At 60.5% G+C, this 25,796-nt stretch carries 26 protein-coding genes; 19 read left to right on the top strand and 7 right to left on the bottom strand.

The window, feature by feature from the left end; translation table 11 throughout:
• Positions 1-36 precede the first annotated feature (36 nt).
• The 6 genes from B9Z51_RS13680 (at position 37) to B9Z51_RS13655 (ending at position 4,901) form a co-directional block, all read left to right on the top strand.
• Positions 37-732 (top strand): fumarylacetoacetate hydrolase family protein, encoded by a 696-nt coding sequence (locus B9Z51_RS13680; protein ID WP_108375609.1) that lies wholly within the window; start codon positions 37-39, stop codon positions 730-732.
• 207 nt (positions 733-939) lie between these two features.
• A complete protein-coding gene (locus tag B9Z51_RS13675; RefSeq protein WP_108375607.1) occupies positions 940-1,971 on the top strand; it encodes a TRAP transporter substrate-binding protein in 1,032 nt (343 codons plus the stop codon).
• A gap of 206 nt (positions 1,972-2,177) precedes the next feature.
• Entirely contained in the window at positions 2,178-2,606 is a 429-nt protein-coding gene (locus tag B9Z51_RS13670; RefSeq protein ID WP_233254970.1) for a TRAP transporter small permease, read from the top strand.
• On the top strand, positions 2,603-3,919 hold the full coding sequence (locus B9Z51_RS13665) for a TRAP transporter large permease (protein ID WP_108375603.1): 1,317 nt from the start codon (positions 2,603-2,605) through the stop codon (positions 3,917-3,919). The genes B9Z51_RS13670 and B9Z51_RS13665 overlap by 4 nt, the downstream gene beginning before the upstream one ends.
• A gap of 113 nt (positions 3,920-4,032) precedes the next feature.
• Positions 4,033-4,581, top strand: coding sequence for an NUDIX hydrolase (locus B9Z51_RS13660; protein ID WP_108375601.1), 549 nt, complete (start codon positions 4,033-4,035; stop codon positions 4,579-4,581).
• Between the two features lie 95 nt (positions 4,582-4,676).
• Positions 4,677-4,901, top strand: coding sequence for a hypothetical protein (locus B9Z51_RS13655; RefSeq protein WP_108375599.1), 225 nt, complete (start codon positions 4,677-4,679; stop codon positions 4,899-4,901).
• A 104-nt stretch (positions 4,902-5,005) separates the two neighbouring features.
• Here the strand turns inward: B9Z51_RS13655 and B9Z51_RS13650 are convergent, their stop codons facing one another.
• The gene (locus tag B9Z51_RS13650) at positions 5,006-6,664 is read right to left on the bottom strand and encodes an acyl-CoA synthetase (RefSeq protein ID WP_108375597.1); all 1,659 of its coding nucleotides are present in this window, start codon (positions 6,662-6,664) and stop codon (positions 5,006-5,008) included.
• A 128-nt stretch (positions 6,665-6,792) separates the two neighbouring features.
• Here B9Z51_RS13650 and dnaG point away from each other — a divergent pair, with 128 nt between their 5' ends.
• Positions 6,793-8,904: a DNA primase gene (gene dnaG, locus B9Z51_RS13645; protein ID WP_108375595.1), complete on the top strand. Its 2,112-nt coding sequence runs from the start codon at positions 6,793-6,795 to the stop codon at positions 8,902-8,904.
• 265 nt (positions 8,905-9,169) lie between these two features.
• On the opposite strand, the gene cysE is transcribed toward dnaG, so the two are convergent.
• Together cysE and B9Z51_RS13635 are read right to left on the bottom strand one after the other, a co-directional pair.
• Positions 9,170-9,937 (bottom strand): serine O-acetyltransferase, encoded by a 768-nt coding sequence (gene cysE / locus B9Z51_RS13640; RefSeq protein WP_108375593.1) that lies wholly within the window; start codon positions 9,935-9,937, stop codon positions 9,170-9,172.
• Positions 9,938-9,948: 11 nt separating this feature from the next.
• A complete protein-coding gene (locus tag B9Z51_RS13635) occupies positions 9,949-10,680 on the bottom strand; it encodes an RNA methyltransferase (protein ID WP_108376017.1) in 732 nt (243 codons plus the stop codon).
• A gap of 149 nt (positions 10,681-10,829) precedes the next feature.
• On the opposite strand from B9Z51_RS13635, the gene B9Z51_RS13630 reads away from it, so the two are divergent.
• Positions 10,830-11,783 carry an inositol monophosphatase family protein gene (locus B9Z51_RS13630; protein ID WP_233254969.1) on the top strand — a complete coding sequence of 318 codons (954 nt, stop codon included), beginning with the start codon at positions 10,830-10,832 and terminating at the stop codon, positions 11,781-11,783.
• 129 nt (positions 11,784-11,912) lie between these two features.
• Here the strand turns inward: B9Z51_RS13630 and B9Z51_RS13625 are convergent, their stop codons facing one another.
• Entirely contained in the window at positions 11,913-12,374 is a 462-nt protein-coding gene (locus B9Z51_RS13625) for a CBS domain-containing protein (RefSeq protein WP_199227541.1), read from the bottom strand.
• A 233-nt stretch (positions 12,375-12,607) separates the two neighbouring features.
• On the opposite strand from B9Z51_RS13625, the gene B9Z51_RS18440 reads away from it, so the two are divergent.
• Positions 12,608-12,769: a hypothetical protein gene (locus B9Z51_RS18440; protein ID WP_158272896.1), complete on the top strand. Its 162-nt coding sequence runs from the start codon at positions 12,608-12,610 to the stop codon at positions 12,767-12,769.
• A 53-nt stretch (positions 12,770-12,822) separates the two neighbouring features.
• Here the strand turns inward: B9Z51_RS18440 and B9Z51_RS13620 are convergent, their stop codons facing one another.
• A complete protein-coding gene (locus B9Z51_RS13620; protein WP_108376015.1) occupies positions 12,823-13,257 on the bottom strand; it encodes an Hsp20/alpha crystallin family protein in 435 nt (144 codons plus the stop codon).
• Positions 13,258-13,721: 464 nt separating this feature from the next.
• Here B9Z51_RS13620 and B9Z51_RS13615 point away from each other — a divergent pair, with 464 nt between their 5' ends.
• The gene (locus tag B9Z51_RS13615) at positions 13,722-14,294 is read left to right on the top strand and encodes a phosphoribosyltransferase family protein (RefSeq protein ID WP_108376014.1); all 573 of its coding nucleotides are present in this window, start codon (positions 13,722-13,724) and stop codon (positions 14,292-14,294) included.
• Positions 14,295-14,300: 6 nt separating this feature from the next.
• Here the strand turns inward: B9Z51_RS13615 and B9Z51_RS13610 are convergent, their stop codons facing one another.
• Complete coding sequence (locus tag B9Z51_RS13610) at positions 14,301-14,951, bottom strand: BON domain-containing protein (protein ID WP_108375589.1); 651 nt, start codon at positions 14,949-14,951, stop codon at positions 14,301-14,303.
• Positions 14,952-15,119: 168 nt separating this feature from the next.
• On the opposite strand from B9Z51_RS13610, the gene B9Z51_RS13605 reads away from it, so the two are divergent.
• The 5 genes from B9Z51_RS13605 (at position 15,120) to B9Z51_RS13585 (ending at position 21,105) form a co-directional block, all read left to right on the top strand.
• Entirely contained in the window at positions 15,120-15,764 is a 645-nt protein-coding gene (locus tag B9Z51_RS13605; protein WP_233254968.1) for a LemA family protein, read from the top strand.
• Positions 15,765-15,766: 2 nt separating this feature from the next.
• Entirely contained in the window at positions 15,767-16,591 is an 825-nt protein-coding gene (locus tag B9Z51_RS13600) for a YgcG family protein (protein WP_199227540.1), read from the top strand.
• Positions 16,592-16,799: 208 nt separating this feature from the next.
• Positions 16,800-19,454, top strand: coding sequence for a DNA mismatch repair protein MutS (mutS, locus tag B9Z51_RS13595; protein ID WP_108376012.1), 2,655 nt, complete (start codon positions 16,800-16,802; stop codon positions 19,452-19,454).
• Between the two features lie 14 nt (positions 19,455-19,468).
• Positions 19,469-20,296, top strand: coding sequence for a proteasome-type protease (locus tag B9Z51_RS13590; RefSeq protein WP_108375585.1), 828 nt, complete (start codon positions 19,469-19,471; stop codon positions 20,294-20,296).
• Entirely contained in the window at positions 20,296-21,105 is an 810-nt protein-coding gene (locus B9Z51_RS13585; RefSeq protein ID WP_369959229.1) for an alpha/beta fold hydrolase, read from the top strand. Before B9Z51_RS13590 ends, B9Z51_RS13585 begins: the two co-directional genes overlap by 1 nt.
• 134 nt (positions 21,106-21,239) lie before the next feature.
• Here B9Z51_RS13585 and B9Z51_RS13580 read toward each other — a convergent pair whose 3' ends face one another.
• Entirely contained in the window at positions 21,240-22,064 is an 825-nt protein-coding gene (locus tag B9Z51_RS13580; protein WP_108376010.1) for an undecaprenyl-diphosphate phosphatase, read from the bottom strand.
• Positions 22,065-22,255: 191 nt separating this feature from the next.
• Between B9Z51_RS13580 and B9Z51_RS13575 the strand changes: the two genes are divergently transcribed.
• The 4 genes from B9Z51_RS13575 to B9Z51_RS13560 all read left to right on the top strand — a co-directional run bounded on the left by B9Z51_RS13575 (position 22,256) and on the right by B9Z51_RS13560 (position 25,684).
• A complete protein-coding gene (locus B9Z51_RS13575; protein WP_108376009.1) occupies positions 22,256-22,669 on the top strand; it encodes a DUF2306 domain-containing protein in 414 nt (137 codons plus the stop codon).
• 23 nt (positions 22,670-22,692) lie between these two features.
• Positions 22,693-23,220: a DUF6622 family protein gene (locus B9Z51_RS13570; RefSeq protein WP_108375583.1), complete on the top strand. Its 528-nt coding sequence runs from the start codon at positions 22,693-22,695 to the stop codon at positions 23,218-23,220.
• Positions 23,221-23,444: 224 nt separating this feature from the next.
• Positions 23,445-24,539, top strand: a complete 1,095-nt coding sequence (locus tag B9Z51_RS13565) for a prolyl oligopeptidase family serine peptidase (protein ID WP_108375581.1) — start codon at positions 23,445-23,447, stop codon at positions 24,537-24,539.
• Positions 24,540-24,550: 11 nt separating this feature from the next.
• The gene (locus tag B9Z51_RS13560; RefSeq protein WP_158272895.1) at positions 24,551-25,684 is read left to right on the top strand and encodes a sensor histidine kinase; all 1,134 of its coding nucleotides are present in this window, start codon (positions 24,551-24,553) and stop codon (positions 25,682-25,684) included.
• Positions 25,685-25,796: the final 112 nt, after the last annotated feature.

The following is a 25,796-nucleotide window of genomic DNA, read 5'->3' as shown; positions in this document are numbered from 1 at the left end:
GCTTAACATCTGAACTCCATCATTTGAAAGCTTGCCATGAGTTTTGTGTTCCAACCCATGCCTGTTGTTTCCGTGCCCGTTGTGGGCCAGGCAGAGCAATTTCCTGTCCACCGCATCTACTGCGTCGGCCGCAATTACGAAGAGCACGCCAAAGAAATGGGCTTCACCGGACGCGAGGCGCCTTTCTTCTTTCTCAAACCGGCAGACAGCCTGGTGGTGGTCGATGCGGGCCAGACAGGGCACATGCCCTACCCCAGTCTCACGCAAAACCTGCACCATGAAATTGAACTGGTGGTGGCCATTGGCAAGGGCGGAAAAAACATCCGTGCCGCCGACGCCCTGCAGCACATTTTTGGCTATGCCGTGGGCCTGGACATGACCCGCCGAGACCTGCAAAACGAAATGAAAAAATTGGGGCGCCCCTGGTGCATTGGCAAAGCTTTTGACCACTCGGCGCCGATCGGCCCCATCACCCCGGTGGCACAAGCTGGGGATGTGAACCACGCCGAGATCAGCCTGCAAGTCAACGGCGTGGACCGCCAGCGCAGCAACGTGGCCAAACTGATCTGGAACATTGCCGAAAGCATTGAACATTTGTCCGCCGGTTGGGAATTGCAGCCAGGCGATCTGATTTACACAGGCACCCCCGAGGGCGTGGCCGCCGTGGTGCAGGGTGACCGACTGGTGGGAGAGATCACGGGTTTGGGCTCACTGACCCTCGATATCTCCTGATCAAAAAGGCTGCGCGAGACAGGCATCATGGTGATAACCCTGATGCCGAAACACCATTGCATGCACAATAATGCATATCACAAAACTATCCAAACCATGATTCATGCATTTCTGATGTATTTCTCTCCAACTTGGGTAAGTACCAATTAACCGACCGATCGGTTGGTTTTAAGATCAACTTTTTTATTCCGTCCAGGAGACTCTTGCATGACACCTTTCTTAAAACAAACAGTCTTGGCCATGGGCCTGCTGGCATGTGGCTTGGGCGTCCAAGCTCAAACCATCACCTTGAAAGTGCACCACTTTCTGGGCCCTCAGTCGATTCAACACACCACCATGTTGGGCGATTGGTGCAAAAACATTGCCAGGGATTCCAAAGACCGCCTGAAGTGCGACATCTTCCCCGCCATGCAATTGGGCGGTACCCCGGTTCAGTTGTATGAACAGGCCCGCGACGGCGTGGTGGATGTGGCCTGGACTTTGCAAGCCTACACCCCCAAGCTGGCCAAACTCGAAGTGTTTGAGTTGCCCTTCATGATGACCAATGCCGAAGCCACCAGCCGCGCCGCCTGGGACTTTGGTCAGAAGTTCGCCCAAGACGACTTCAAGGACGTCAAGATGCTGGCCATCCACGTACACGGCCCAGGCAACATCTACAGCAAGTCCAAGGCCGTTACCACCATGGCCGACCTCAAGGGCATGAAGGTGCGTGCCCCTACGCGCCAAGTCAACAAGATGGTCGCGATGATGGGTGCCACCCCGGTGGCCATGCCCGTGCCCCAAGTGCCTGAAGCCTTGTCCAAAGGCGTGATCGACGGTGCCGTGATCCCCTACGAAGTCGCGCCCGGCCTGAAGGTCAACGAGCTGACCAACTTCACTGCTGAAACCGACCGCAGCTACAACGCGCTGTACACCACCGTGTTCGTGGTTCCCATGAACAAGGCCAAGTACGAATCTTTGCCAGCCGACCTGAAAGCTGTCATCGACAAGAACTCCGGTCGTGAATTTTCTGCTTTCCTGGGTAAAACCCAAGCCGGTCAGGACGTGCCCAGCAAGAAGGTGTTTGAAGCTTCCGCCAACCAGAAGATCAGCATCATCCCCAAGGCTGAACTGGAAAAGTGGAAGAAAGCCACTGACCAGCTGGACGATGCCTGGGTGGCTGAAATGACGGGCAAAGGCATGGACGGCAAGGGCATGTTGCAGTCGGCTACCGATCTCATCAAGCAATACACCAAGTAAGCCTTGTCGCCAAAAACCTGGGCAACAGCTGCTGGCAGCGGGCTCAGGTTTTTTTATCGCCTCATGGTTTTGACATCGCAAGATGCCTTGATCAATCCACTCCAGCAGCCGCTTGCATTCATTTTTTCACCCCCTCAATCACCATGATGTTCTCTAACTCACTAGAGCGGATTGCCCGACTCTGCAGCATATTAGGAGGGCTGGTCATGACCGGCCTGATGCTGATGACCTGCTACAGCCTGATCGGGCGTAACGTTTTTGATACCGCTTTGATCGGTGACTTCGAGCTAACCGGTGTCGGCGCTGGTGCTGCCATTGCCCTGTTCATGCCCATTTGCCAATTCAAGCGCGAAAACATCATCGTGGATTTCTTCACAGCCAAGTGCAGTGATGCCACCAACTTCAAGCTCGACCGCTTGGGTGACTTGTTCATGACGGTCATCTTTATTTTGCTGTCGTGGCGCTGCGGCGCAGCGGCCATCAATGCCAAAGAAACCATGGGCGCCTCCATGCTGCTCGGCTTTCCCGATTGGATCGTCTTCACCAGCATGTGCATTCCCTTCGGGATCACCGCCTTCATCGCCTTGATGCAGACACTCTCCAAATTTGAAAACAACGATAAGGCCTCGTCATGACCCCGATCACTTTGGCTTTGCTGATATTCGGCATCATGCTTTTCCTCATGGTGATCCGCGTGCCGATCGCGGGCGCCATGTTCTTGGCTGGCACGGCAGGCTTCATCCTGCAAACCGGCGTAGCGCCTTTCCTGAATTTCCTGAACAACCTGGCGTTTGCCCGTCTGGCCAATTACGACCTGTCGGTGATCCCGCTGTTCATTCTGATGGGCCACTTTGCCACGCAAGGCGGGATCAGCAAAGCGCTGTTCCAGTTTGCAGCAGCCGTCATGGGCCGGTTCAAGGGCGGCCTGGCCATGGGGGCCGTGCTCGCTTGCGGTGCTTTCGGTGCGATCTGCGGCTCGTCTGTGGCCACCGCTGCCACCATCACCGGTGTGGCCTTGCCTGAGATGAAACGTCACGGTTATTCAGGTCGCTTGGCCACTGGCACACTGGCGGCTGGCGGCACCCTGGGCATCCTGATCCCGCCCTCAGTCCCCCTCGTGATCTACGCCATCCTGACCGAGCAAAACATCGCCAAGCTGTTTGCCGCCGCGATGATGCCCGGCATCATCGCCATGGTGGGTTACATGATCGCCATCGCCATTTATGTGCGCGTGGTACCGGGCCAAGCCCCTGACACCGAAGACGTTGAAAAACTCACCTTCGAATCCCTCAAAGGCATCTTGCCAATCGCCACCATCTTTGTCATCGTCTTTGGTGGCATCTACGCTGGCTACTTCACGCCCACTGAAGGCGCGGCTGTCGGTGCATCGTCCACCTTTGTGGCCGCATTGCTCAAACGCGAGCTGACCTGGAGCAAGTTCCTCGAATGCTTCCATGCCACGGCCCTCAGCTCGGCCATGATCTTCATGATCTTCATGGGCGCTGACGTCATGAACGCCTCGCTGGCGCGCACCCAAGTGCCCGGTCAACTGGCCGAAATGGTGGTGGCCATGAACCTCGCCCCCCTGATGGTGGTCAGCGGCATCTTGCTGCTGTATGTGGTGTTGGGCGCGGTGATGGACGAGCTGTCCATGCTGCTTTTGACCATCCCGATCTTCTTCCCCATCATCATGAAGCTGAATTTCGGCATGACGCCTGAGCACACAGCCATCTGGTTCGGCATCATGGTGCTGATGACCGTGGGCTTTGGCATGCTGGCGCCACCGGTGGGCCTCAACGTCTACGTGGTCAACGGCATGGCCAAGGATGTGCCGCTGAGCGAAAGCTACAAAGGCATCATGCCTTTCCTGATCAGCGACACCATCCGTACCTTGCTGCTGCTGTTCTTCCCCGGCATCTCGCTGTTCCTGATCCAGTACCTGACCTGATCTGGCCCATGCACCGAGTCCACCTCCAGGAGTCACGACCCTGGAGGTTTTTTTCATAAGGGACTGGTTAGACTCTGGCAACCCTCTCTACCGCCCCAATCTGCGAGCCACCCATGATGTTTGACCGCACCATTCGACACTGCCGACACTGCGGCGCCCCTGTGGCCCGTCGCCTGCCCGATGACGGCGACACCCGCGAACGCGCCATCTGCACGGTGTGTCACACCGTTCACTACGAAAACCCACTCAATGTGGTCGGCACCGTGCCCTGGTGGGGCGATCAAGTGTTGCTGTGCAAGCGCAACATTGAACCCCGCAAAGGCAAATGGACCTTGCCTGCCGGCTTCATGGAGCTGGGTGAATCCACCTCACAAGGCGCGGCCCGCGAAACCACCGAAGAGGCCGGTGCACAGTTCATCATGGAAGACCTGTTCACCGTCATGAGCGTGCCCCGCGTCGGGCAGGTCCACCTGTACTACCGCGCACGCCTGACCAGCGACCAGTTTGATCCCGGCTTCGAGACCATGCAAGCGCGTTTGTTCACTGAAGCCGAGATCCCCTGGGAGGAATTGGCGTTCAGAACGGTGCGCGAAACACTGGAACATTTCTTCGCCGACCGACGCCAAGGTCACTTTGGCACGCACGCTTTTGACATCGAATAAAAAAATCGCAGACCCAGGGAAAAATCAGCCTCGTAGGCTTTCATAATGATCAAGCGTTTTGCAATTCTTTTGATTTCAACGATACAAGGCTTCGCATGATCAAGTCCCTTTCCGCCATTCTGGTCAGCCTGCTGGCTGCAACAGCCATGGCCCAAACCGCAGCCCCTGCACCAGCCCCCGTTGCAGCGCCCGCCGTGACGGCCACACCCGCCCCGGCTGCGGCCCCCAAAGCACAAGCCCCTGCCAAGAAAAAAGCCGACCACAAGGCCGCCAAGAAAAGCAAAAAATCCAAGAAGTCCAAAAAACACAAGCCCCAGTGATGGGCCGTGATGAGCCCCAGCCGTTGGGGCTCTGAAAAGACAAAAGGCCACGTTCGCGTGGCCTTTTGCTGGGTGGCGGTCAGACCCGCCGTCGCCAGCGCCCCTCAGACATTGATGGCCTGCGCTGACCCCGCCAGCTTGCGCAGCTCGAACTTCTGGATCTTGCCCGTACTGGTCTTGGGCAACTCACCAAACACCACCGCACGCGGCACCTTGAAGCCCGCCAAATGCTGCTTGCAATGCACCACGATGTCTTCAGGCGTGACCTGTGCACCCGCTTTGAGCTCCACAAAGGCGCAAGGCGTTTCGCCCCAACGTGCATCGGGCTTGGCCACCACGGCAGCGGCCAGCACGGCGGGGTGGCGGTACAGCACGTCTTCCACCTCAATCGAGGAAATGTTCTCACCTCCCGAGATGATGATGTCCTTGCTGCGGTCCTTGATCTTGATGTAGCCGTCGGGGTATTGCACTGCCAAGTCACCGCTGTGGAACCAGCCACCCGCAAAGGCTTCTTGCGTGGCCTTGGGGTTCTTCAGGTAACCCTTCATGGCGATATTGCCCTTGAACATGATCTCGCCCATGGTCTCGCCGTCTTGCGGCACGGGCTGCATGGTCTCGGGGTCCAGCACACGCACATCACGCTCCAGGTGGTAACGCACACCCTGACGGGCATTCAGACGGGCCCGCTCGCCAATGTCCAGCGCATCCCACTCGGGGTGCTTGGGGCACACGGTGGCGGGGCCATAGACCTCGGTCAGGCCATACACATGGGTCAAATCAAAGCCCATGGCCTCCATGCCCTCGATCATCGAAGCCGGGGGCGCTGCACCCGCCACCATGGCCTTGACGCCTGCGGGCACGCCCACCTTCATCTCGACCGGTGAATTGACCAGCAAACCGTGCACGATGGGTGCGCCACAGTAATGCGTGACGCCATGGTCGCGGATGGCATCGAAAATCGCTTGCGCATCCACGCGGCGCAAACAGACGTTGACCGCCGCACGGGCCGCCAGCGTCCAGGGAAAGCACCAGCCATTGCAATGGAACATGGGCAGCGTCCACAGGTAGGCCGCATGCTTGGGCATGTCCCACTCCAGAATGTTGGAGATCGCATTGGTGGCTGCGCCCCGGTGGTGGTAGACCACGCCCTTGGGGTTCCCGGTGGTGCCGCTGGTGTAGTTCAGCGCAATCGCGTCCCACTCATCGGCAGGCAAGCTCCAGGCAAAGTCGGCGTCGCCACGGGCCACAAACCCCTCATAGGTCACCGACCCCAGCTTTTCGCTTGGGCCTGTGTACAGCGCGTCCTCCACATCGATCACCAAGAGCGGTGTCTTGGACTGTCGCAGCGCCAGCGCCTTTTTCATGGTGCCCGAAAACTCCGGGTCCACGATCACCGCCTTGGCCTCGCCATGGTCGAGCATGAAGGCGATGGTTTCAGGGTCCAGTCGGGTGTTCAGGGCATTGAGCACAGCGCCCGCCATCGGAATGCCAAAGTGCGCCTCCACCATGGGCGGTGTGTTGGGCAAAATCACGGCCACCGTGTCGTTCTTGCCAATGCCCGCCTGCGCCAACGCGCTGGCCAGTTGGCGGCTGCGGCGGTAGGTGCTGGCCCAGTCCTGGCGCAAATCGCCGTGCACGATGGCCAAGCGGCTGGGGTACACCTCTGCCGTGCGCTCGATGAAGCTCAAGGGCGACATCGGTGCATGGTTGGCGGGGGTCTGGGGCAAATCCTGGTCGAAGATGCTGACTTTGGTATCGGTCATGGAGAGGTCCTGTTTCGGCTGACGGTCAGATGTTGAACAGTTTGCCTGACCCAGCGCTGAAATCCATGCTGGTTTGCCCCGAAAACCGCACGGAATGAACCGCCCTGATCGGCGAAAATAGCCCTCTTATGGCCATCCCCCAGTCTTTCATTCAAGAGTTGCTGTCCCGCGTCGACGTGGTCGACATCGTGGGCAAGTACGTGCAGCTCAAGAAAGGCGGTGCCAACTTCATGGGCCTGTGCCCATTCCATGGCGAAAAGTCCCCCAGCTTCAGCGTCAGCCCCACCAAACAGTTTTTCCACTGCTTTGGCTGCGGCAAAAACGGCAATGCCATCGGCTTTCTGATGGAGCACGCGGGCATGACCTTCATCGAAGCCGTGAAAGACCTGGCGCAGCAAACCGGCATGCAAGTGCCCGAAGAACAGCAATCGCCCGAAGACCGTGCCCGCGCCGCTGCCCAAAAAGCCAAGCAAGACAGCCTGAGTGATGTGCTGGAAAAAGCCGGGCAAGCCTACCGCGAACAACTCAAGATCACCCCCCGCGCGGTGGAATACCTCAAAGGCCGAGGCTTGTCCGGGCAAATTGCCAAGCGCTTTGGACTGGGCTACGCCCCCGAAGGCTGGCGCAGCCTGGCCAGCATCTTCCCCAAATACGACGATCCGCTGTTGGCCGAGTCGGGTCTGGTCATCGTCAACGAGGAAGACGACAAACGCTACGACCGTTTTCGCGACCGCATCATGTTCCCGATCCGCAACATCAAGGGCGAGTGCATCGGCTTTGGCGGGCGGGTGATCGGCAGCGGCACACCCAAATACCTCAACTCCCCCGAAACGCCGGTCTTTCACAAAGGCCGCGAGTTGTATGGCCTGTACGAGGCCCGCGAAGCCCTGCACAGCGCAGGCTATGTGCTGGTCACTGAAGGCTACATGGACGTGGTGGCGCTGGCCCAGCTGGGCTTTGCCAACGCCGTGGCCACGCTGGGCACGGCCTGCACACCCGACCATGTGCAAAAACTGTTTCGGTTCACCGACGCGGTGGTGTTCAGCTTTGACGGCGACGGCGCAGGCCGCCGCGCCGCCCGCAAGGCACTCGACGGTGCCCTGCCCTACGCCACCGATGTGCGCAGCATCAAGTTTTTGTTTTTGCCCGCCGAGCACGACCCCGACAGCTATGTGCGCGAGTTTGGCCAGGAGGCCTTTGCCGAGCAGATCAAACAAGCCATGCCGCTGTCGCGCTTTTTGATCGAAGCGGCTGGCGCCGACTGCGACTTGCAAAGCGCCGAAGGCCGCGCCCGCTTGTCCAGCCAGGCCCGTCCGCTGTGGCAACTGCTGCCCGACGGCGCACTCAAGCAGCAACTGCTGTCTGAACTGGCGCAACTCATCCAGCTGGAAACTGCAGGCCTGGAAAAACTCTGGGGCCAACAAGCGGCCAGTGACCAGCGCTTTGCGCCCGGTGCACGCAGTGCCGCAGTGCCTTCTGCCCAAGTGGCCAACGCCGCCTTCAGCCAGGCGGCCAGCACGGACGAGTACCCCCACTACGAACCGCACTACGGTGAATCCGCTTCGTGGCCGGGGGCGGCAGACCATCACCCGGCGCCTGGCACCAGTTACGGCGGTGGCTATGGACAAAGCCATGGCTATGGCAACCCCGGGGCAGGCGGCGGCAACACTTGGCCCCGCAAAAACCCCAACTGGACACCGGGCTTCAAAGGCAACAGCCGCTTCAAGCGCGATCAGCCGCCCGTCTACACCGGCCCGCGCACCCCACCGGCCAGCCGGGCTGACCACGCGGCCCGTTTGCTGCTGAGCAATATGGCCCTGTGGGAAACACTGGCGGGTGAAGACCACGCCATGCTGTGCGCCCTGCCAGCACCTCACGGCAGCCTGTTTGCCTGGCTCGAATCACAGTTTCACGAGCAAGGCGCATTAGGCTGGTCAGCGCTGCAAGCTGAAATGCAAAGCCAGCCTTTTGCCGACGATGCCAAACGCTGGATGGCCCAGGACAATCTGGGGGTCACCCCCGGCAACGAAGAAGCCACGCCACCCGACCCGCAAGAAGCCCGGCAAGAGCTGCGCCGCCTGCTCAACATGATGCTGATCGACCGGCTCAAACAGCTCGAGACCGAAGCCTTGGCCCAAGCGGCCACAGGCCAAGACCCCGATGCCCAACAACGCTGGCGCAGCCTGCACGAGCGCCGCAAAGAATTGATGGCCTCAGCGGCAGTGCCCAACGAATCCTGAGCCCTGCTGGATCCAGCCCTGTGAAGTCGTCAATGGTCAAAGGTTTGTAGGTCGGCGGCTTCAGGGGCCTGTAACGAAGACAGCAACGTCGGAGCTGAAGCTACCGACCTACGGGAGGAGCGGCATTTATAGGTCGGCGGCAACAGAGCCGACATGGGCCTGAGCCGGAGCCCACAACGTCGGAGCTGAAGCTACCGACCTCCATCTTGACGGTGCAAAAATTTCAAACCTCAGCGCGCCGAATCCATAAGCTGCCAACGGCAGGCTACTTGTCCAGCAAACGATTGAGCTTGTCCGCCTCAAAGCTCTCGCTGGTGGCGGCATCGCCTGGCATGGGCATTTGCTGCTGGGCACACAGCTGCTCCAGGGCTTTCCAGATCATGGCGATTTGGTGTTCTTGCCCGGCCGCATTGTCGATCAGCCCGCGCAAGGCTTGGCTCACCGGGTCATCGTCTTGCGTGATGCCGTAGGCCGTGAACTTGCGGTCGGTGCTCGACACATCAGCGCTCTCCCCCGCCTTGGACGGGATGATGCGCGCCGGAATGCCGACTGCCGTCGCCCCGGCAGGCACGGGCTTGATGACTACCGCATTGCTGCCGATCTTGGCGCCGTCACCGACCTCAAAGCCACCCAAAACTTTGGCCCCGGCGCTCACCACCACGTCTTTGCCCAGCGTGGGGTGGCGTTTGGCGCCTTTGTACAGCGATGTGCCGCCCAAAGTCACGCCCTGGTAAATCGTGCAACCATCGCCAATTTCGGCGGTCTCACCCACCACCACACCCATGGCATGGTCAAAAAACACCCGCTCACCGATCTTGGCCCCGGGGTGGATTTCGATGCCGGTCAAGCCACGCGCCACATGCGAGATGAAGCGCCCCAGCCATTTGAAGCCATGGTTCCAGCACCAGTGCGCCCGGCGGTGCAGCACCAAAGCATGCAAACCCGGGTAACAGGTCAAAACCTCCCAAGCGGTGCGGGCGGCGGGGTCCCGGTCAAGGATGCATTGGATGTCGGAGCGAAGGCGAGAAAACATAGGCCCCGAGTCTATCGCTTGCCATTGGCCGTCTGGATCATGGCTTTGGCCACCCCGCGCAGGATGTGGATTTCTTCCGGACTCAAGTCGGCCCGGTTGAACAACTGGTTCAAGCGCGGCATGAGCTTTTTGGGCGCGGCAGGGTCCAAAAACCCGATGTCGGTCAGCGCCTGTTCCCAATGTGTCAGCATACCCGCCACCTGCTGGGCATCGGCCTTGTCGGCAGGTTCAATCACGTCCTGCACCGGAAAGCCGCCCAAGGCCTCGCGCCAGTCGTAAGCCACCACCTGGATGGCCGAGCCCAGATTGAGCGAGCCGAACTTCGGATTCGTGGGGATCGACAGCGCCACATGGCAGCGGTAAACGTCTTCGTTTTTCATGCCAAAGCGCTCGGAGCCAAACAAGAACGCCACCGACTGCTCGGGCGCATTGGGTTGGGTCAGCTCGGCAAAGTGCTCACGCGGCGAACGGGTGGGCGGGCCAAAATCACGCGGCGTCATGGCCGTGGCGCACAAATGGGTCACGCCATCGAGCGCTTCATCCAGCGTCTCGACCACCCGGGCTTTGTCGAGCACATCATTGGCCCCGCTGGCGCGCTGAATGGTTTCTTCCTTGCGCAGCACATTGGCCCAGCGCGGCTTGACCAACACCAGCTCGTCAAAGCCCATGACCTTCATGGCCCGGGCGGCAGCGCCCACATTGCCAGCGTGGCTGGTTTCTATCAGGATGAATCGGGTTTTCATGCCCCGATTGTCCACGCTGAGGCCAGCCACCTTGCAAACGCAACGGCACTTCATGACGCCGAAATGACGGGCACTTGATCTTTTCATGAGAAAATGCGCCCCTTGTCGCCGCGATCGTGCGTGCGTTACACCCGTTCTTCACACAATTTATGTCGTCCAATCTCCACCCCATGCTCAACGTGGCCATCAAGGCTGCGCGCGCCGCTGGCGCCATCATCAACCGTGCCGCGCTCGACGTTGAAGCGGTTCGCATCTCGCAAAAGCAAGTCAACGACTTCGTCACCGAGATCGACCATGCGAGTGAAAAAGTCATCATCGACACCCTGCTGACCGCCTACCCCGACCACGGCATCCTGGCCGAAGAGTCGGGCAGCCAGCACGGCAACCCGCTCGCTGACCACATCTGGATCATCGACCCCCTGGACGGCACGACCAACTTCATCCACGGCTTCCCTGTTTATTGCGTGAGCATTGCCCTGCAAGTGCGCGGCAAGATCGAGCAAGCCGTCATTTACGACCCCACCCGCAACGACCTGTTCACCGCCACCAAAGGCCGTGGCGCGTTCATGAACGACCGCCGCCTGCGCGTGAGCAAGCGCATTCGCCTGCAAGAATGCATCATTTCCACAGGCTTCCCTTTCCGCAAGGGCGACAACTTCAACCAGTACCTGCGCATGATGGGCGACGTGATGCAACGCACCGCCGGCCTGCGCCGCCCCGGTTCTGCCGCGCTGGACCTGGCCTATGTGGCCGCAGGTTTTACCGATGGTTTCTTTGAAACCGGCCTGTCGCCTTGGGATGTGGCCGCAGGCTCACTGTTGGTCACCGAAGCCGGTGGCCTGATCGGCAACTTCACTGGCGAGTCCGACTTTTTGGAACAAAAAGAATGCCTGGCCGGTGCGCCGCGCATTTACGGCCAGCTGGTCGGCATCCTGGGCAAGTTCAGCAAATTCGCCAACGCTGGCGACAAAGCTGCCGTGCGCACTGCGGTCGAACGCCTGAGCCGTGAACGCACCTCGGACAGCCACGACCCGGAAGCTGAAGGACTGGAGAGCCAGCCACCTGCAGCTGACGGCCAGGCAGGTCAGGACGCGCCGTTTTAAGCCTGCGTTGATGCGCTGGTGACCTGCGCCGCCCCACCCGGCCTTCACAGAGGCCAGGTGGTCTCAAACTGACAGGCGCAGTGCCAAGGTGCCAAGGCAGCACTGGGCGCATGATCTGATCGCCCCAAATCACTGTCGGCGCACCTGCTCATGCTGCATGCCTCGGTCAATCGTGCCCACCAGCAAACTCAACTCCTGGGCCAGCACCTTGAGCACATCGTCCATCGTGACCATGCCCACCAATTCGTCTTGCGCATCGACCACCGGTACACGACGCACGCCATGCTCCCGCATGGAACGGATCAAGTCGGTCAGCGAGTCGCTGGCGTTGGCGCTCACCAAGCGCTCCGACATGATGTCCTCCAAAAGCAAAGGCTCGGGGTCCAGGCCCGTGGCAACCACCGCCATCACGATGTCTCTGTCCGTGACCATGCCGCGCACCAGTCGTTTTCCGTCTTCATCGGCGATCACCACCAAAGAGCCCACATGCTCTTCACGCATCATTTGGGCCGCATCCATCAAACTGGTGTGCTCGTACCCCACGGTAACTTTGCGCTTGCAGAGGTCGCCCGCTGTCAGTTGTTTGCCCATCACGGCTCCTTGAAATAGGAAAATGACTTTCCGCCAAGTGATGTGATCACGCCACAAGCACCTGACCGAAAAAGTCCTTCGATCATGCACAGCAGCTTTGTGCACATCAGTGTCCCAACGCACGCACCCAGAACGCGCCCAGCATCCATCTTGCGCCTCCCCCCCTCACCGGCCGACCGGTCCGCGTGCGCCATGACACAGACTTCTGATGCGGCTCACCCCACATTGAGTCAATGGATGGCCGCTGGTTGTACTTTCACCGCAACAGCCTGATCGGCGAAGACTTGGACCATCTGCAAGTGGGCACACCGGTGCATTACGCAGAGGATGTGGGTGACGAAGGCCAGCAAGCCAGCAGCGTGAACCTCATCGGCAAGCACCGCATTCTGGTTTGAGCCTCAGCCATGGCAGCCCCCACGGTGGTGAGGGGCTTGCACAGGTTTCAAGATCAGCTAATTTTCAGAACGTGGCTTTGTTCGCTGGGCTTTTTAGGCAAGGTCAAATGCAAAATGCCGTTTTCGTATTTGGCCGAAGCTGCCGATTGGTCCACCGTTTGACCCAACGTGAAACTGCGTGACACGCTGCCGAAGTAACGCTCGGAGCGAACGATCTTGGCCCCTTCTTTTTCTTCCATTTCCTTTTTGACTTCTGCACTCAAAGAAACCTGGTTGCCCTCGACTGACACCTTGATGTCTTCTTTTTTGACACCCGGAATCTCAGCTTTGACGAAGAAATTGTTATCGTCTTCGGTCAAATCCAGGCGCATTTGAGGCTCGCCTTCCAGCATCCGATAAACAGGACGCAAGGCAAAGCCTTTGAAAAAATCGTCGACGAAAGGGTCGCGCAGTTCGCTGAAAGGGTTGAAACGTGCGAGGTTGCTCATGGGGTGCTCCATCCAATGAATTGGCAGCGCAAATGCTGCAAGACAGGGGTGCGCGAAAGCATGCCGCATCGCACACGGGGCTGTATCCAAATAACCGCCCTGCGCGCACTGTTGCACTGGGTAGCGCCCGTGTCTGTTGATCAATTCACACATCCCCCACCTCCGAGCCCCAAGCCCTTGATCTCGATGCTCACCTGCTCTTCCATCTGAATTTTTTCATGTTCGGCCTTTCGTCGTGACGTACTCATCTGTGGCCCATGATGGAACCGGTAAAAGGCGCATCGGTTGGTGCTGCCCCACACAGACCGCTTGACACAGCCGGCGAACAATCCGATCCAGGTACACACACCATGCTGTGCCTTTCCAGGGACGTAATGACCGGGCTTGAAGAACCCGGCCAGAGGGGTAAAGAGCGCATGGACATGGTTCTGCAACCAAACCTGATCGCTGGAGCACCCCTTTGCATGACCTCTTTGCCCCCCTCGCGCACCTGTCTGTACGACACCACCGAATTGAATGCCGTGCTTGACCGCATGGCCAGCCAGGCCATGGCGCTGCTGCCCGGCAACTCGCCCGTGGCCGTGGTCGGCATCTTGCGCCGAGGCGCCCCCTTGGCCGATTTGCTGACCCAACGCATGGTGAACGCCCACGGACTGAAGCCCCCGCTGCGGCTGGACCTGTCGGTCAAGCGCTATGCAGACGATTTGACCCTGCTGCATCCGGACACGCTGCTGACCGAACAGGCGCAACATGCTGCCCTGGACCTGACGGGCTACACCTTGCTACTGGTTGATGATGTGTTCTACACCGGCCACTCGATCCTGAAGGTCGTGCCCTACCTGTTGCAAAAGCACCCCGCCACCATCCGGGTGGTGTGCCTGGCAGACCGTTGCACGGCCCAGCTGCCTGTGCATGCCGATGTGGTGGGCGTCAAGCTGGCGATTGCCCCGGCCGACATCATTGAATGCCATGTGCCACCCTACGAGGCTGATTTCAACATCGAGTTGTTGAAACCGTCACGCCCCACCTCGGCCTGAGTCGCGTCAAACGAACGACAGCTTGTCCACCACTGAACGCACGCCCGGTGTGCCCCAGGCAGAATTGATGGCCAGATTTTTCTCTGTCCAGCTGTGCACCTTGCCGCTGAGGGTGATGACATCACCTTCCACCGTGACCTGGATTTCCTGAGCATCCAGGTATGCGCGTCGCTTGAGGGCCGATTCGATTTCAGACCTCACGGCTGACAGGCTCACATTGGGTTTGACCGATACCAGGTTGATCACATTGCGCACCCCATTGAGCCCCTCGAGCAAGGACTCCGCAGTTTGCCTTTGATAGTCCCAGGCCACATCCCCGCGCAGTGTCAGCACACCATCTTCTGCGGTCACCTGAATCGCCCCCTTGGGAATCGAGCTGGCGTACTCCAGGATATTGATGGCCGCCACGGCAATGTCCGTGTCATTGCGTTTATCGGTTTCTGGCAACTTCACATCCAGATCAAAGGCCACGGCGCGAACACCACTGACCCGCTTGACCACACGCTCTGCGCTCCACTTTTCAGTCAGGTTCTCAACATGCCCCGACAAAGTGACCACACCTTGCTCCACTTCGACACCGATGTGCGCCGCATTCACGGAGGGATCCCAGGAGAGTTCTGCCATGACATCTGTTTGCAATTGCTTGTCTGTTTTCATGCGTTTCTTTCAGTGGTTGAGAGAACACCCATTGTTGAAACACCCCTGACCCTCGTCTGTACTGTGACTGACCGTGTCTGCTGCCGCACAGTGATACCCCGCCTGTCTGTTTAGGCTGCCCCATCTGTTGCGATCAGGAACCGCCCCCACTCACTTTTTGAGGCCCCCATGACACATGCATTCCCCCGATGGCTCGCCCTGCTGCTGATGCTCGCCACCTTGAGCCTGTCCGGTTGCGGCTACAACCAATTTCAAAGCAGCAACGAGCGGGTCAAAGCCAGCTGGTCCGAGGTGCTCAGCCAATACCAGCGCCGGGCCGACCTGATCCCCAATTTGGTCAATGTGGTCAAAGGCCAGGCCGACTTTGAGCAAGGCACCTTGAAAGCGGTGGTGGAGGCCAGGTCAAAAGCCACCGCCATACAAGCCTCGCCCGAACTGGTGAACGACCCGCAAGCCTTTCAAAAATTCCAGCAAGCCCAAAAAGATCTGTCAGACAGCTTGTCGCGTTTGCTGGTGGTGTCAGAAAACTACCCCGCCTTGCGTGCCAACCAGGGCTTCATCGACCTTCAAGCCCAACTCGAAGGCACCGAAAACCGCATCGCTGTGGCGCGTAACCGCTACATCCAGGCCGTGCAGAACTACAACGTCACCGTGCATTCCTTCCCCTCCAACCTGACGGCCATGGTGCTGGGCTACAAGGAAAAACCCAACTTTTCGGTGGAAAACGAACAAGCCTTGGCCAAACCACCCGAAGTCCATTTCGGTGGCAGCGCGCCGCCTCCCAAAGCCCCCAGCTCCAGCGCGGTGCAGTGACCATGTGGCGGCGTGTGTTTTCGTGTGGGCTGGTGCTCTGGGCGCTGGTGGGCGGGCTTGTGCCGGCGCATGCGCAGGTGCCGGTTCCACCCCTGACAGGTCACGTCATGGACCTGACCCACACCCTCACCCCAGAGCAACTCACTAAGATCGACCAGGCGCTGGCGGCATTCGAGTCTCGCAAGGGCAGTCAACTGGCCGTTTTGATGGTGCCCACCACCCAACCCGAAACCATTGAGCAATATGCACTGCGCGTAGCCGAGCAGTGGAAGCTGGGTCGCAAAAATGTGGACGATGGCGCCATTCTGGTCGTGGCCAAGGACGATCACAGCGTGCGCATCGAAGTGGGCTATGGGCTGGAAGGCGCCTTGAACGATGCCACCAGCAAACGGATCATCGAAGACATCATCACCCCCAACTTTCGCCAAGAGGACTACGCAGGCGGCATCTCTGCCGGCATGCGGCGCATGATGCGCGTCGTCGACGGCGAGCCCTTGCCCGCCAAAGTGGTGGGTAAATCCACCGATCCTTACAGAGACATCACTTGGATCATTGTGGCGGGCGCCCTGCTCGGCTTTGTCTTGCGCGCCATCTTGGGCCGCATTCCTGGGGCCATCATGACCGCAGCCATTGTCGGCACGCTGACTTGGTTGCTGCTGGGCGTGCTGTCCATGGCCCTGGTCGCTGGCGGCATCACCATGATGACCACGGTGTTGGGCATCAGCGGGCTGCTCAGGGCTAGATTCGGTGGACGAGGCGGCCCGGGCGGGGGCTTCAGAGGCGGTGGCGGAGGCTTTGGCGGCGGAGGCGCATCCGGCAAATGGTGACCGACTCTGTCGGCCCAAAGCCATGAAGCCAGCCCGTCTTGACGGTGGCTTTACGGCGGCTTGGCCTTTGAAAACAATAAATTTCGCGCTCAAAATTTATCGTTGGCATTTTTAAAGATAATTTGACCAGCCAAAATGCCCGGTCACCCCACGGGACACTTTCTGGCGATGCCACATGTCATCGCTGAAAAAATTGGCCAAGTCATTGATGCAAAACGATATTTCCCCCGCCCACAAGCCCTCACCCGACCTGTCAGCCCACACCCCCATGATGGCCCAATATTTGGGCATCAAGGCGGAGTTCCCTGACACGCTGGTGTTCTACCGCATGGGCGACTTTTACGAGTTGTTCTTTGCCGACGCCGAAAAAGCCGCTGGCCTGCTCGACATCACCCTCACGCGCCGGGGCCAGTCCGCTGGCCAGCCGGTGGTCATGGCGGGCGTGCCCTTCCATTCGGTTGAGACGTATCTGGCCCGTCTGATCAAGCTGGGTGAGTCGGTGGCCCTGTGCGAACAAGTCGGCGATGTGGCCACGGCCAAAGGCCCGGTGGAGCGCAAAGTGGTGCGCGTGGTCACCCCCGGCACCCTGACCGACACCGAGCTGCTGTCCGACAAGAGCGAAGCGATTTTGCTGGCCGTACACCAAGCGGCCAAAAACCGCTGCGGCTTGGCGTGGCTCAGCGTCACGCAAGGCGTGGTGCACCTGGCCGAATGCGCGCAAGACGAACTGGCCGACTGGATCGACCGCATCAGCCCCAGCGAACTGCTGGCCAGCGCGGGCATGACCCCCACGTTTGAGCAAAAACTGCGAGGCCTTAAAACCACCGGGCGCGGCAGCTGGGCACTGGCCCTGCGGCCCGATTTCCAGTTTGATGCAGGTCTGGGCCAGCGCAAGCTGCTGGAGCAACTGCAAGCCGCCTCGCTGGCCGCCTGGAGCGCCGACACCCTGAGCGACGCTCAAGCCGCCGCTGCGGCGCTTTTGACTTACGCCGAACACACCCAAGGCCGCAGCCTGCCGCATGTGCAGCGCGTGCAGGTGCAGCGCTCTGACGCACTCATTGACCTGCCCGCCAGCACGCGCCGCAACCTGGAGCTGACGCAAACCCTGCGCGGTGAAGATTCACCCACGCTGTTTTCATTGCTCGACACCTGCATGACCGGCATGGGCAGCCGCCTGCTCAAAAGCTGGCTGCTCAGCCCGCCGCGTGACCGCCAAGCCGCCCACGACCGCCTGCAAGCCCAAGCCGTGTTGCGTGGCGACAGCGGTGCTGGCGTGTGGAGCAGCCTGCGCGAACAGCTCAAAGGGGCAAGTGATGTAGAGCGCATCACCGCCCGCACCGCGCTGCGCCAAGTGCGCCCGCGCGAGCTGGTGGCCCTGCGCCACGCACTGGCGCGTGCGGCTTCGCTGTCTTGGCAGTTGGAGGCGCTCAACCCCGAGCCCGGCACCTTGCTGGCTGGCATGGCCCGCTGGCTCACGCCGCCTGCCCACTGCGCAGAGCTGCTGCACATGGCCTTGCTTGAAGAGCCCGCCACGCTGGTGCGCGACGGTGGCGTGATCGCCGACGGCCTGGACGCCGAGCTGGACGAGCTGCGCGGCATCCAGACCAACTGCGATGCGTTTTTGCTCGACCTGGAAACCCGCGAAAAAGAGCGCACCGGCATTGCCAACTTGCGTGTGCAGTTCAACAAGGTGCACGGTTTTTACATCGAAGTCACGCAAGGGCAACTGGACAAAGTGCCCGATGACTACCGCCGCCGCCAGACCCTGAAAAACGCCGAGCGCTTCATCACGCCCGAGCTCAAAACCTTTGAAGACAAAGCCCTGTCAGCACAAGAGCGCGCCTTGGCCCGCGAAAAGTGGCTCTACGAAGGCCTGCTCGACCAGCTGCAGCCCTTTGTGCCCGCGCTCACCGCTTTGGCGCAAGCCATGGCCAGCCTGGACGTGCTGTGCGCACTGACCGAGCGCTCGCTCACCCTCAATTGGTGCGCGCCCGAATTCACCAAAGAGCCCTGCATCGAGATTCGCGGTGGCCGCCACCCGGTGGTCGAAGCACGCTTGGCCGAGCTGTCGGGTGCCAGCTTCATCGCCAACGACACGGTATTGGGCTCGCGCCAGCGTTTGCAGGTCATCACCGGCCCCAACATGGGCGGTAAATCGACTTACATGCGCCAAGTGGCCCTGATCGTGCTGCTGGCCAGCATCGGCAGCCATGTGCCCGCCAGCCGCTGCCGCCTGGGGCCGATTGACGCCATCCACACCCGGATCGGTGCGGCCGACGACCTGGCCAACGCCCAATCAACCTTCATGCTGGAGATGACCGAAGCCGCGCAAATCTTGCACAGCGCCACGCCGCACAGCCTGGTCTTGATGGACGAGATCGGCCGTGGCACTTCGACCTTTGACGGCCTGGCTCTCGCCAGCGGCATCGCCACGCACCTGCACAACAAAACACAGGCCTTTGCCTTGTTTGCCACGCACTACTTTGAGCTGACCGAGTTCCCGGCCACGCACACCGCCGCCGTCAACATGCACGTGAGCGCGGCCGAATCGGGCGCGTCGATTGTGTTTTTGCACGAGCTGCAACCGGGCCCCGCCAGCAAGAGCTATGGCGTGCAAGTGGCACGGCTGGCGGGCATGCCTGCGGCCGTGCTCAACCACGCACGCCATGCGCTCAGCGCGCTCGAATCGGGCGCCCAAGATGCACGCGCTCAGGTGGACCTGTTTGCCCCACCGCCTGAAGCCGAAGCCACTGGCCCCACCGCTGTCGAGGCGGCCCTGGCCCAAATCAACCCCGACGCCTTGAGCCCCCGCGAGGCGCTCGATGCCCTGTATGCCTTGCAGCGCCTGCTGCCCAAAAATTAACCTGAAGTTGATTCATGACTTATTGCGTTGCCGTCAAAACCCGCGCCGGTCTGGTGTTCCTCTCTGATTCGCGCACCAACGCGGGCCTGGACCAGATCAGCACCTTCCGCAAAATGATCGTTTATGAAAAAGCGGGCGACCGTTTCATGACGCTGTTGTCGGCGGGCAACCTGAGCATTTCGCAATCGGTTCGCGAAGTGCTGCAAATCGAAAAACTGGTCGAACCCGGCCAAGACGAGCCGCTCACCATCTGGAACGCCAAGAGCATGTTCGACGCCACCCGCGTGCTGGGTGCCGCCGTGCGCCGCGTCTACGAGCGCGATGCCGCCGCCCTGCGGGCCTCGGGTGTGGAGTTCAACGTGTCCATGATTTTTGGCGGCCAAATCGGCAGCGAAGGCATGCGCTTGTTCCAGGTCTATTCGCCCGGCAACTTCATCGAAGCCACCGACGAGACGCCCTACTTCCAGATTGGCGAATCCAAATACGGCAAGCCCGTTTTGGATCGCGTCATCACCCCCGACACCCCGCTCGACGAAGCGGCCAAATGCGCCTTGGTGTCGATGGACTCGACCCTCAAGTCCAACCTGTCGGTGGGTTTGCCGCTGGACATGGTGGTCTACAAAGCGGGCAGCCTGCAGACCGACCGCATCATGTGCATCGACGAGCACAACCCCTACTTTCAGATGCTGCGCAGCAGCTGGGGCGACAAGCTGCGCCAGATGTTCGACAGCATCGAAGACCCGATGTGGAACGGCGGCGCGACCGATATCCCGCTCATGGTGCCGCCGGTGCGTAACGCCTTGCTCAAGAAGATCACCACGCCGGACGAGAAGCTGATCTGATGGCCGCGATTGCCCGCATCATCTTCTCGCACGGCAACAGCTTTCCGGCCAGCACTTACCGTGTCTTGTTTGACAACCTGCGCCAGCGCGGGTTTGAAGTCGATGCGATCGAAAAATTTGGCCACGACCCCGATTACCCCGTCACCAACAACTGGCCGAATCTGGTGCAGCAACTGGCCGACTTTGCGCGTGCCCAGCAGGGTAATGGTGCACCCGCATTTTTGGTGGGGCACTCACTGGGCGGCATCCTGAGCCTGATGTGCGCCGCCCGTCACCCCGAACTGGCGCGTGGCGTGGTGCTGATCGACTCGCCCGTGCTAGGCGGCTGGCGTGCCACCACGCTGGGCCTGGCCAAACGCACCCCTTTGATCGGGGCGCTGTCACCCGGGCGCATCAGCCAAAAGCGCCGCAACCATTGGCCCAGCGCACAGGCCGCGCTGGAGAGTTTTCAGCACAAAAAATCATTTGCCCGCTGGGACCCGCAGGTCTTGCGCGACTACATCGAGCACGGCACGCACGACGAAGGCGGCCAGCGCGTGCTCAGTTTTGACCGCGATGTGGAAACGGCGATCTACAACAGCCTGCCCCACAAACTCGACAGCCTGCTCAAACGCAAACCCCTCAAATGCCCCGCCGCCTTCATTGGCGGCACGCACTCCGCCGAGATGCGCCAGGCGGGTGCTGAGCTGACCCACAAGCTGGTCAAAGGCCGCATCATGATGCTCGACGGCTCACACCTGTTCCCCATGGAAAAACCCCTGGCCACGGCGGCGGCCATCGAAGCGACACTGCGCAATCTGGGTGCTTGATTCATGCGGCTTGCGCCGAGCCGATAAGCGTCGGACTCTGCGAGTGCCGACCTACAAGGCCGACAAATCATGTCGGGCGGATCGCTGCCGCCTGTAGGTCGGCGGTCGAAGACCCCGACAGGTATCTGAAAAATTCAAGCCGCCCAGGTCACCCAGCCGCTGTAGCTGGTGCCCAGCACCACCAGACCAAACACGATCCGGTACCAGGCAAACACCTCAAAGCTATGGCTGGAGATGAACTTGAGCAGCCAGCGCACGCAAACCCAAGCACTCAAGAACGAGAAGAGCAAACCCACGCCAAACATCGGCGCATCGGCCATGCTGAGCAAGGCGCGCTCTTTGTACAGACTGTATGCCCCTGCGCCAATCAGCGTGGGGATCGCCAGATAGAACGAAAAATCAGTCGCCGCCTTGCGCGACAAGCCGAGCAACATACCGCCAATGATGGTGGCGCCACTGCGGCTGGTGCCCGGGATCATGGCCAAACACTGCACCAAACCCACCTTGAGGGCATCGCGCCCGCGCATGTCTTCCACCTCGTGAATGCGCACCGTGCTGGCCGGGCGACGCTCGGCCCACAAGATGATGAAGCCACCGATGATGAAGGTGCTGGCCACTACGCCCGGCGTGAACAAATGCGCTTTGATGGCCTTGCCCAACAGCAAACCCAAAATCACGGCAGGCACAAAGCCGATGAACACATTGAAGGCAAAACGCTGCGCCGCTGCGCAGTGCGGCAAAGCTTTGAGGGTTGAGCTGAGTTTTTGCCAGTAGACGATGATCACGGCCAAGATCGCGCCAGTCTGAATCGCGATGTCAAAGACTTTGTCTTTTTCCCCATCCAGCCCCAACAAAGACCCGGCCAGGATCAAATGACCGGTTGAAGAAATTGGCAAGAACTCGGTCAAACCTTCGACCAAGCCCATCACGGCGGCTTTGAGCAGCAATAAAGAATCCACAAACACTCCTGAAATCTGGGGTGGATTATCGCCTCAGAGTGCGCTTTGACCGGCCAAGCCGCGTACATCGGCTGCCACTCGCACCGCACATTTGCATCTTGCGCCCGGGCCAATGGCTTTCATCGCCACCCCATTTACCTGTGGACACCCCGCAGGCACATTACGGCCACATCAAAGCTTCAGGACGAAACATGCAACTGACACCCCTTATCGCTGTGCACATGAGCGCCGCCATCACCGCCGTGGTGCTCGGCCCCTTTGCCCTGTGGGCCCGGCTAGGCCGAACCACACGCCCGCGCCTGCACCGCGCCATGGGCTATGCCTGGGTCACCTTCATGGTTGCGGCGGCCGTGAGTGCCCTGTTCATACGCGACTTCCAATTGCCCAATCTGGCAGGGTACACACCGATTCACTTGTTCATTCCGCTGACGTTTTTCATGTTGTACCGCGCCTTTGTGTATTTGCTTCAAGGCAACGTTCAGGGCCACCGCCAAAGTATGCAGCGGCTGTACGTCAGTGCGTGTCTCGTCGCTGGCGCATTCACCTTGCTGCCAAGGCGCTACCTGGGCCATTTGATCTGGTCTGACTGGCTGGGCTTGATTTAATCCACCACACACAAAAAGAATCCATGCAAACACTCCAACACATCCCCGTCTGGGTTTTCGGTCTGCTCATCGGCCTGATCGCTTTGGGCCTGCTGCAAACACGCACCCGGCACATCCCCAAGCAACGGCTTTTGGGCATCAACATCGGGCTGACGGTGTTCACGCTGGTGGGGGTCGTCCAGCAGTGGCGGCCCACGCCCTGGCTGGCCGTGGGCTTGTTCAGCTGGGCCGCCACTTGCAGCTTGGTGGCCTGGGGCTTGGGCCAAGGCGCTGCCCCGGCAGGCGCGAGCTACGACGCAGTCACCCGGCGCTTCACCGTGCCCGGCAGCTGGCTGCCACTGGCCTTGTTCATGGCCATCTTTGCCTGCAAGTTTCAGGTGGGCATGCTGAACGCCACCGCGCCCGACCAGCTGCACAGCTTGCAAGCGGCCATCGGCCTCAGCGCCTTGTATGGCCTGTTCTCAGGTTGGCTCAACGCCAGAGCCCTGCGGCTGTTGAAACTTGCCCGCACGCCAGAACCAGCGCGTCTGATGCAGGCCTGCTCCCCGTAGGTCGGGGGTCAAAAACCCCGACGCTGGTTGCACAGGCTTAAAACCTGTTTCATGAAGTGGTGCCTGAGCAAGCAAACGTCGGACTCTTCGAGTACCGACCTACGAGTGAAGCCGCCAACCTATCGCAGTCCCCGTAGGTCGGCGGTCGAAGACCCCGACATGAACCTGAGCAATACCCACACACTTCGGGGCTGAAGCCACCGACCTACCGCAAAACTAACCCCATGAGCACCCCCCTGAAAACCCTCACCCGCATGGCTTGCACCTTTACCTTGCTGGCAGCCAGCGCCAGCCAGGCCCAAGTCACCTCCGTGGGCATGCGCCAGATCCAGGCGGGCAACATGCCCATCACCCTCGTCTATCCCACTGCGGCAACGGCCCAGCCCGTCACCCAGGGCGCATTCACGGTTCAGGTCGCCAGCAATGCACAGCCACTGGCAGTGGCATCAGGCAAACGGGCACTGATTGTCTTATCGCACGGCTCAGCAGGCAGCGCCTTGCCTGACCACGCGCTCGCCGCCACGCTGGCCCGCGCCGGTTTTGTGGTGGCGCAGCCCGAGCACCGGGGTGACAACTGGCAAGACTTCAGCCGCGCTGGCCCCGAGAGCTGGAAAACCCGCCCGCAAGACGTGAGTGACACCATCGACGCCGTGGCGCATGACCCGGCGCTGGCCCCGCTGGTGGACACCCGCCGCGTGGGTGTGCACGGCATGTCGGCGGGTGGCGTGACCGGCTTGGTGCTGGCCGGGGCGCAATGGCGCCTGTTGAATTTGATCCAGCACTGTGCGCAGCATCTGGACGAGGACATCGGCTTTTGTTTGAACGGTTTGGCCCAGCACCCCGCGCAACAAACCCTGCGCAAAGGCCAATTTGCCATGGGCCGCATGCTGACCGAAACCAGCGCCTCGGCCAGTTTCAAAACCCTGCACGGCGGAGCAAGCCCCACCGCATCCAGAGACCCCCGCCCCGACCCCCGTGTGGTCGCCGTCAGCCTCGCCGTACCCGTCGGGGTCATCTTCGCCCCCGAAAGCCTCTCGCGCATCCGCATCCCTGTGGGCCTGACGACGGCGGGCCAAGATGGCGTGCTGGTGCCCCGCTTCCACAGTCAGCATGTTTTGCGGCACTGCAAAACATGCACCACCTTGTCCGACCACCCCAAGGCCGGACACTTTGACTGGCTCTCGCCCTGGCCTGCCAGCGTGGCACAAACCGTGGCCGCCACCCAAGTGCGTGGCGGTTTGCCCAACCCCGACTTCAGCCCAGAAGCACGCCAAAAGGCGTTCGACCAGATCGCGTTATTCTTCAAGCAAAAGCTCTGAAGCCCATGAACATGAACCGCCTCCTCGCCTGGCTGCCCGTCGATCAACGCAAACCTCTGCTGAAACGTCTGCTGACCGTGTGGGCGGCGGCGCTGCCGATTGCGGTGGCCACCTGGATAGGTCGCAAAGGCGATGGCATGCCGCACAGTTTTGACATGTCACTGGTGTATGCCTACGCCATCTCCACCTTCATTTGGCTGTTCACCGATATGGCGCGGTTTGCGTTCAAGGGCGTTCTGCGTTCCCAAGCGCCGTACTACTGGCCGCCCGCGCTGCGTGCGGGCTTGATGCTGCTGATCGGCGTACCCATAGGCTATGTTTTGGGCACGCTGGTGGGTGATGCGTATGCGGGCTGGTCCACCTGGGATTTGTGGCGTCTCAACACCAACCGCTTTGTCGGCATGCTGGTCAGTGCCATTGTCATCAGCGCCGGGTTTGTGACTTTCTTTTTCCAACGCGGCAAGGCCGAGGCCTTGGCCCAAGAGGTGACGCAAGCACAGCTCATGCTGCTGCAATCGCAGCTCGAGCCGCACATGCTGTTCAACACACTGGCGCATTTGCGGGCGCTGATCGGGCACGACACCGAACGTGCCTTGGCGATGCTGGACCACCTGAACGACTACCTGCGCACCACGCTGCAGGCCTCCCGCCAACCCCTGCATCCCTTGGCTGAGGAGTTGTCGCGACTGGACGATTACCTGAGCCTGATGTCGATCCGCATGGGGCCGCGTCTGGCGTTTGACCTTGACCTGCCACACTCGCTGGCCACCTCCCAGGTGCCCAGCTTCATCTTGCAACCGCTGGTAGAAAACGCCATCCGCCACGGCCTGGAGCCACAAGTCAGCGGTGGCCGCATCGAGGTGCAAGCCCACACCGACGGCGCGCAACTGCTTCTGACGGTGCGCGACAACGGCAGCGGCATCAGCGAACTGGCGCTGGCTGAATCGGCCCGGCCTTTGACGCCCGCCACCGACCGCCCAAGCACATCTTGGGGTCTGACCCATGTGCGCCAACGCCTGCACACCCTGTATGGCCCACGCGCTGGCATGCACATCAGCCCCGTGCCTACGGGCGGCACCTGCGTGGTGCTGACTTTGCCTTTAGTGCTGACTTTGCCTTTAGAGGTCCCGCTCGCAGAAGTCTGAAATGTTGGCACCCACCCATCTCGCACGTCTGTACCTTTGGGTCCGACAAAAGACATTCCTTCGCAGGTCGGTACCTTCAGGTCCGACATGGCTGGCATCGGCAAAGGGTTCA

The sequence above is a fragment of the Limnohabitans sp. T6-5 genome, assembly GCF_003063315.1.
In the GTDB taxonomy this organism is placed as follows: Bacteria; Pseudomonadota; Gammaproteobacteria; order Burkholderiales; family Burkholderiaceae_C; genus Limnohabitans_A.
This window is presented reverse-complemented; position numbering and strand designations above follow the sequence as displayed.

Coding starts and splice junctions, on each gene's coding strand:
- B9Z51_RS13680 (WP_108375609.1), top strand. CDS start 37: ATGAGTTTTGTGTTCCAACCCATGCCTGTTGTTTCCGTGCCCGTTGTG.
- B9Z51_RS13675 (WP_108375607.1), top strand. CDS start 940: ATGACACCTTTCTTAAAACAAACAGTCTTGGCCATGGGCCTGCTGGCA.
- B9Z51_RS13670 (WP_233254970.1), top strand. CDS start 2,178: ATGACCGGCCTGATGCTGATGACCTGCTACAGCCTGATCGGGCGTAAC.
- B9Z51_RS13665 (WP_108375603.1), top strand. CDS start 2,603: ATGACCCCGATCACTTTGGCTTTGCTGATATTCGGCATCATGCTTTTC.
- B9Z51_RS13660 (WP_108375601.1), top strand. CDS start 4,033: ATGATGTTTGACCGCACCATTCGACACTGCCGACACTGCGGCGCCCCT.
- B9Z51_RS13655 (WP_108375599.1), top strand. CDS start 4,677: ATGATCAAGTCCCTTTCCGCCATTCTGGTCAGCCTGCTGGCTGCAACA.
- B9Z51_RS13650 (WP_108375597.1), bottom strand. CDS start 6,664: ATGACCGATACCAAAGTCAGCATCTTCGACCAGGATTTGCCCCAGACC.
- dnaG (WP_108375595.1), top strand. CDS start 6,793: ATGGCCATCCCCCAGTCTTTCATTCAAGAGTTGCTGTCCCGCGTCGAC.
- cysE (WP_108375593.1), bottom strand. CDS start 9,937: ATGTTTTCTCGCCTTCGCTCCGACATCCAATGCATCCTTGACCGGGAC.
- B9Z51_RS13635 (WP_108376017.1), bottom strand. CDS start 10,680: ATGAAAACCCGATTCATCCTGATAGAAACCAGCCACGCTGGCAATGTG.
- B9Z51_RS13630 (WP_233254969.1), top strand. CDS start 10,830: ATGTCGTCCAATCTCCACCCCATGCTCAACGTGGCCATCAAGGCTGCG.
- B9Z51_RS13625 (WP_199227541.1), bottom strand. CDS start 12,374: ATGGGCAAACAACTGACAGCGGGCGACCTCTGCAAGCGCAAAGTTACC.
- B9Z51_RS18440 (WP_158272896.1), top strand. CDS start 12,608: ATGGATGGCCGCTGGTTGTACTTTCACCGCAACAGCCTGATCGGCGAA.
- B9Z51_RS13620 (WP_108376015.1), bottom strand. CDS start 13,257: ATGAGCAACCTCGCACGTTTCAACCCTTTCAGCGAACTGCGCGACCCT.
- B9Z51_RS13615 (WP_108376014.1), top strand. CDS start 13,722: ATGACCTCTTTGCCCCCCTCGCGCACCTGTCTGTACGACACCACCGAA.
- B9Z51_RS13610 (WP_108375589.1), bottom strand. CDS start 14,951: ATGAAAACAGACAAGCAATTGCAAACAGATGTCATGGCAGAACTCTCC.
- B9Z51_RS13605 (WP_233254968.1), top strand. CDS start 15,120: ATGACACATGCATTCCCCCGATGGCTCGCCCTGCTGCTGATGCTCGCC.
- B9Z51_RS13600 (WP_199227540.1), top strand. CDS start 15,767: ATGTGGCGGCGTGTGTTTTCGTGTGGGCTGGTGCTCTGGGCGCTGGTG.
- mutS (WP_108376012.1), top strand. CDS start 16,800: ATGCAAAACGATATTTCCCCCGCCCACAAGCCCTCACCCGACCTGTCA.
- B9Z51_RS13590 (WP_108375585.1), top strand. CDS start 19,469: ATGACTTATTGCGTTGCCGTCAAAACCCGCGCCGGTCTGGTGTTCCTC.
- B9Z51_RS13585 (WP_369959229.1), top strand. CDS start 20,296: ATGGCCGCGATTGCCCGCATCATCTTCTCGCACGGCAACAGCTTTCCG.
- B9Z51_RS13575 (WP_108376009.1), top strand. CDS start 22,256: ATGCAACTGACACCCCTTATCGCTGTGCACATGAGCGCCGCCATCACC.
- B9Z51_RS13570 (WP_108375583.1), top strand. CDS start 22,693: ATGCAAACACTCCAACACATCCCCGTCTGGGTTTTCGGTCTGCTCATC.
- B9Z51_RS13565 (WP_108375581.1), top strand. CDS start 23,445: ATGAGCACCCCCCTGAAAACCCTCACCCGCATGGCTTGCACCTTTACC.
- B9Z51_RS13560 (WP_158272895.1), top strand. CDS start 24,551: ATGAACCGCCTCCTCGCCTGGCTGCCCGTCGATCAACGCAAACCTCTG.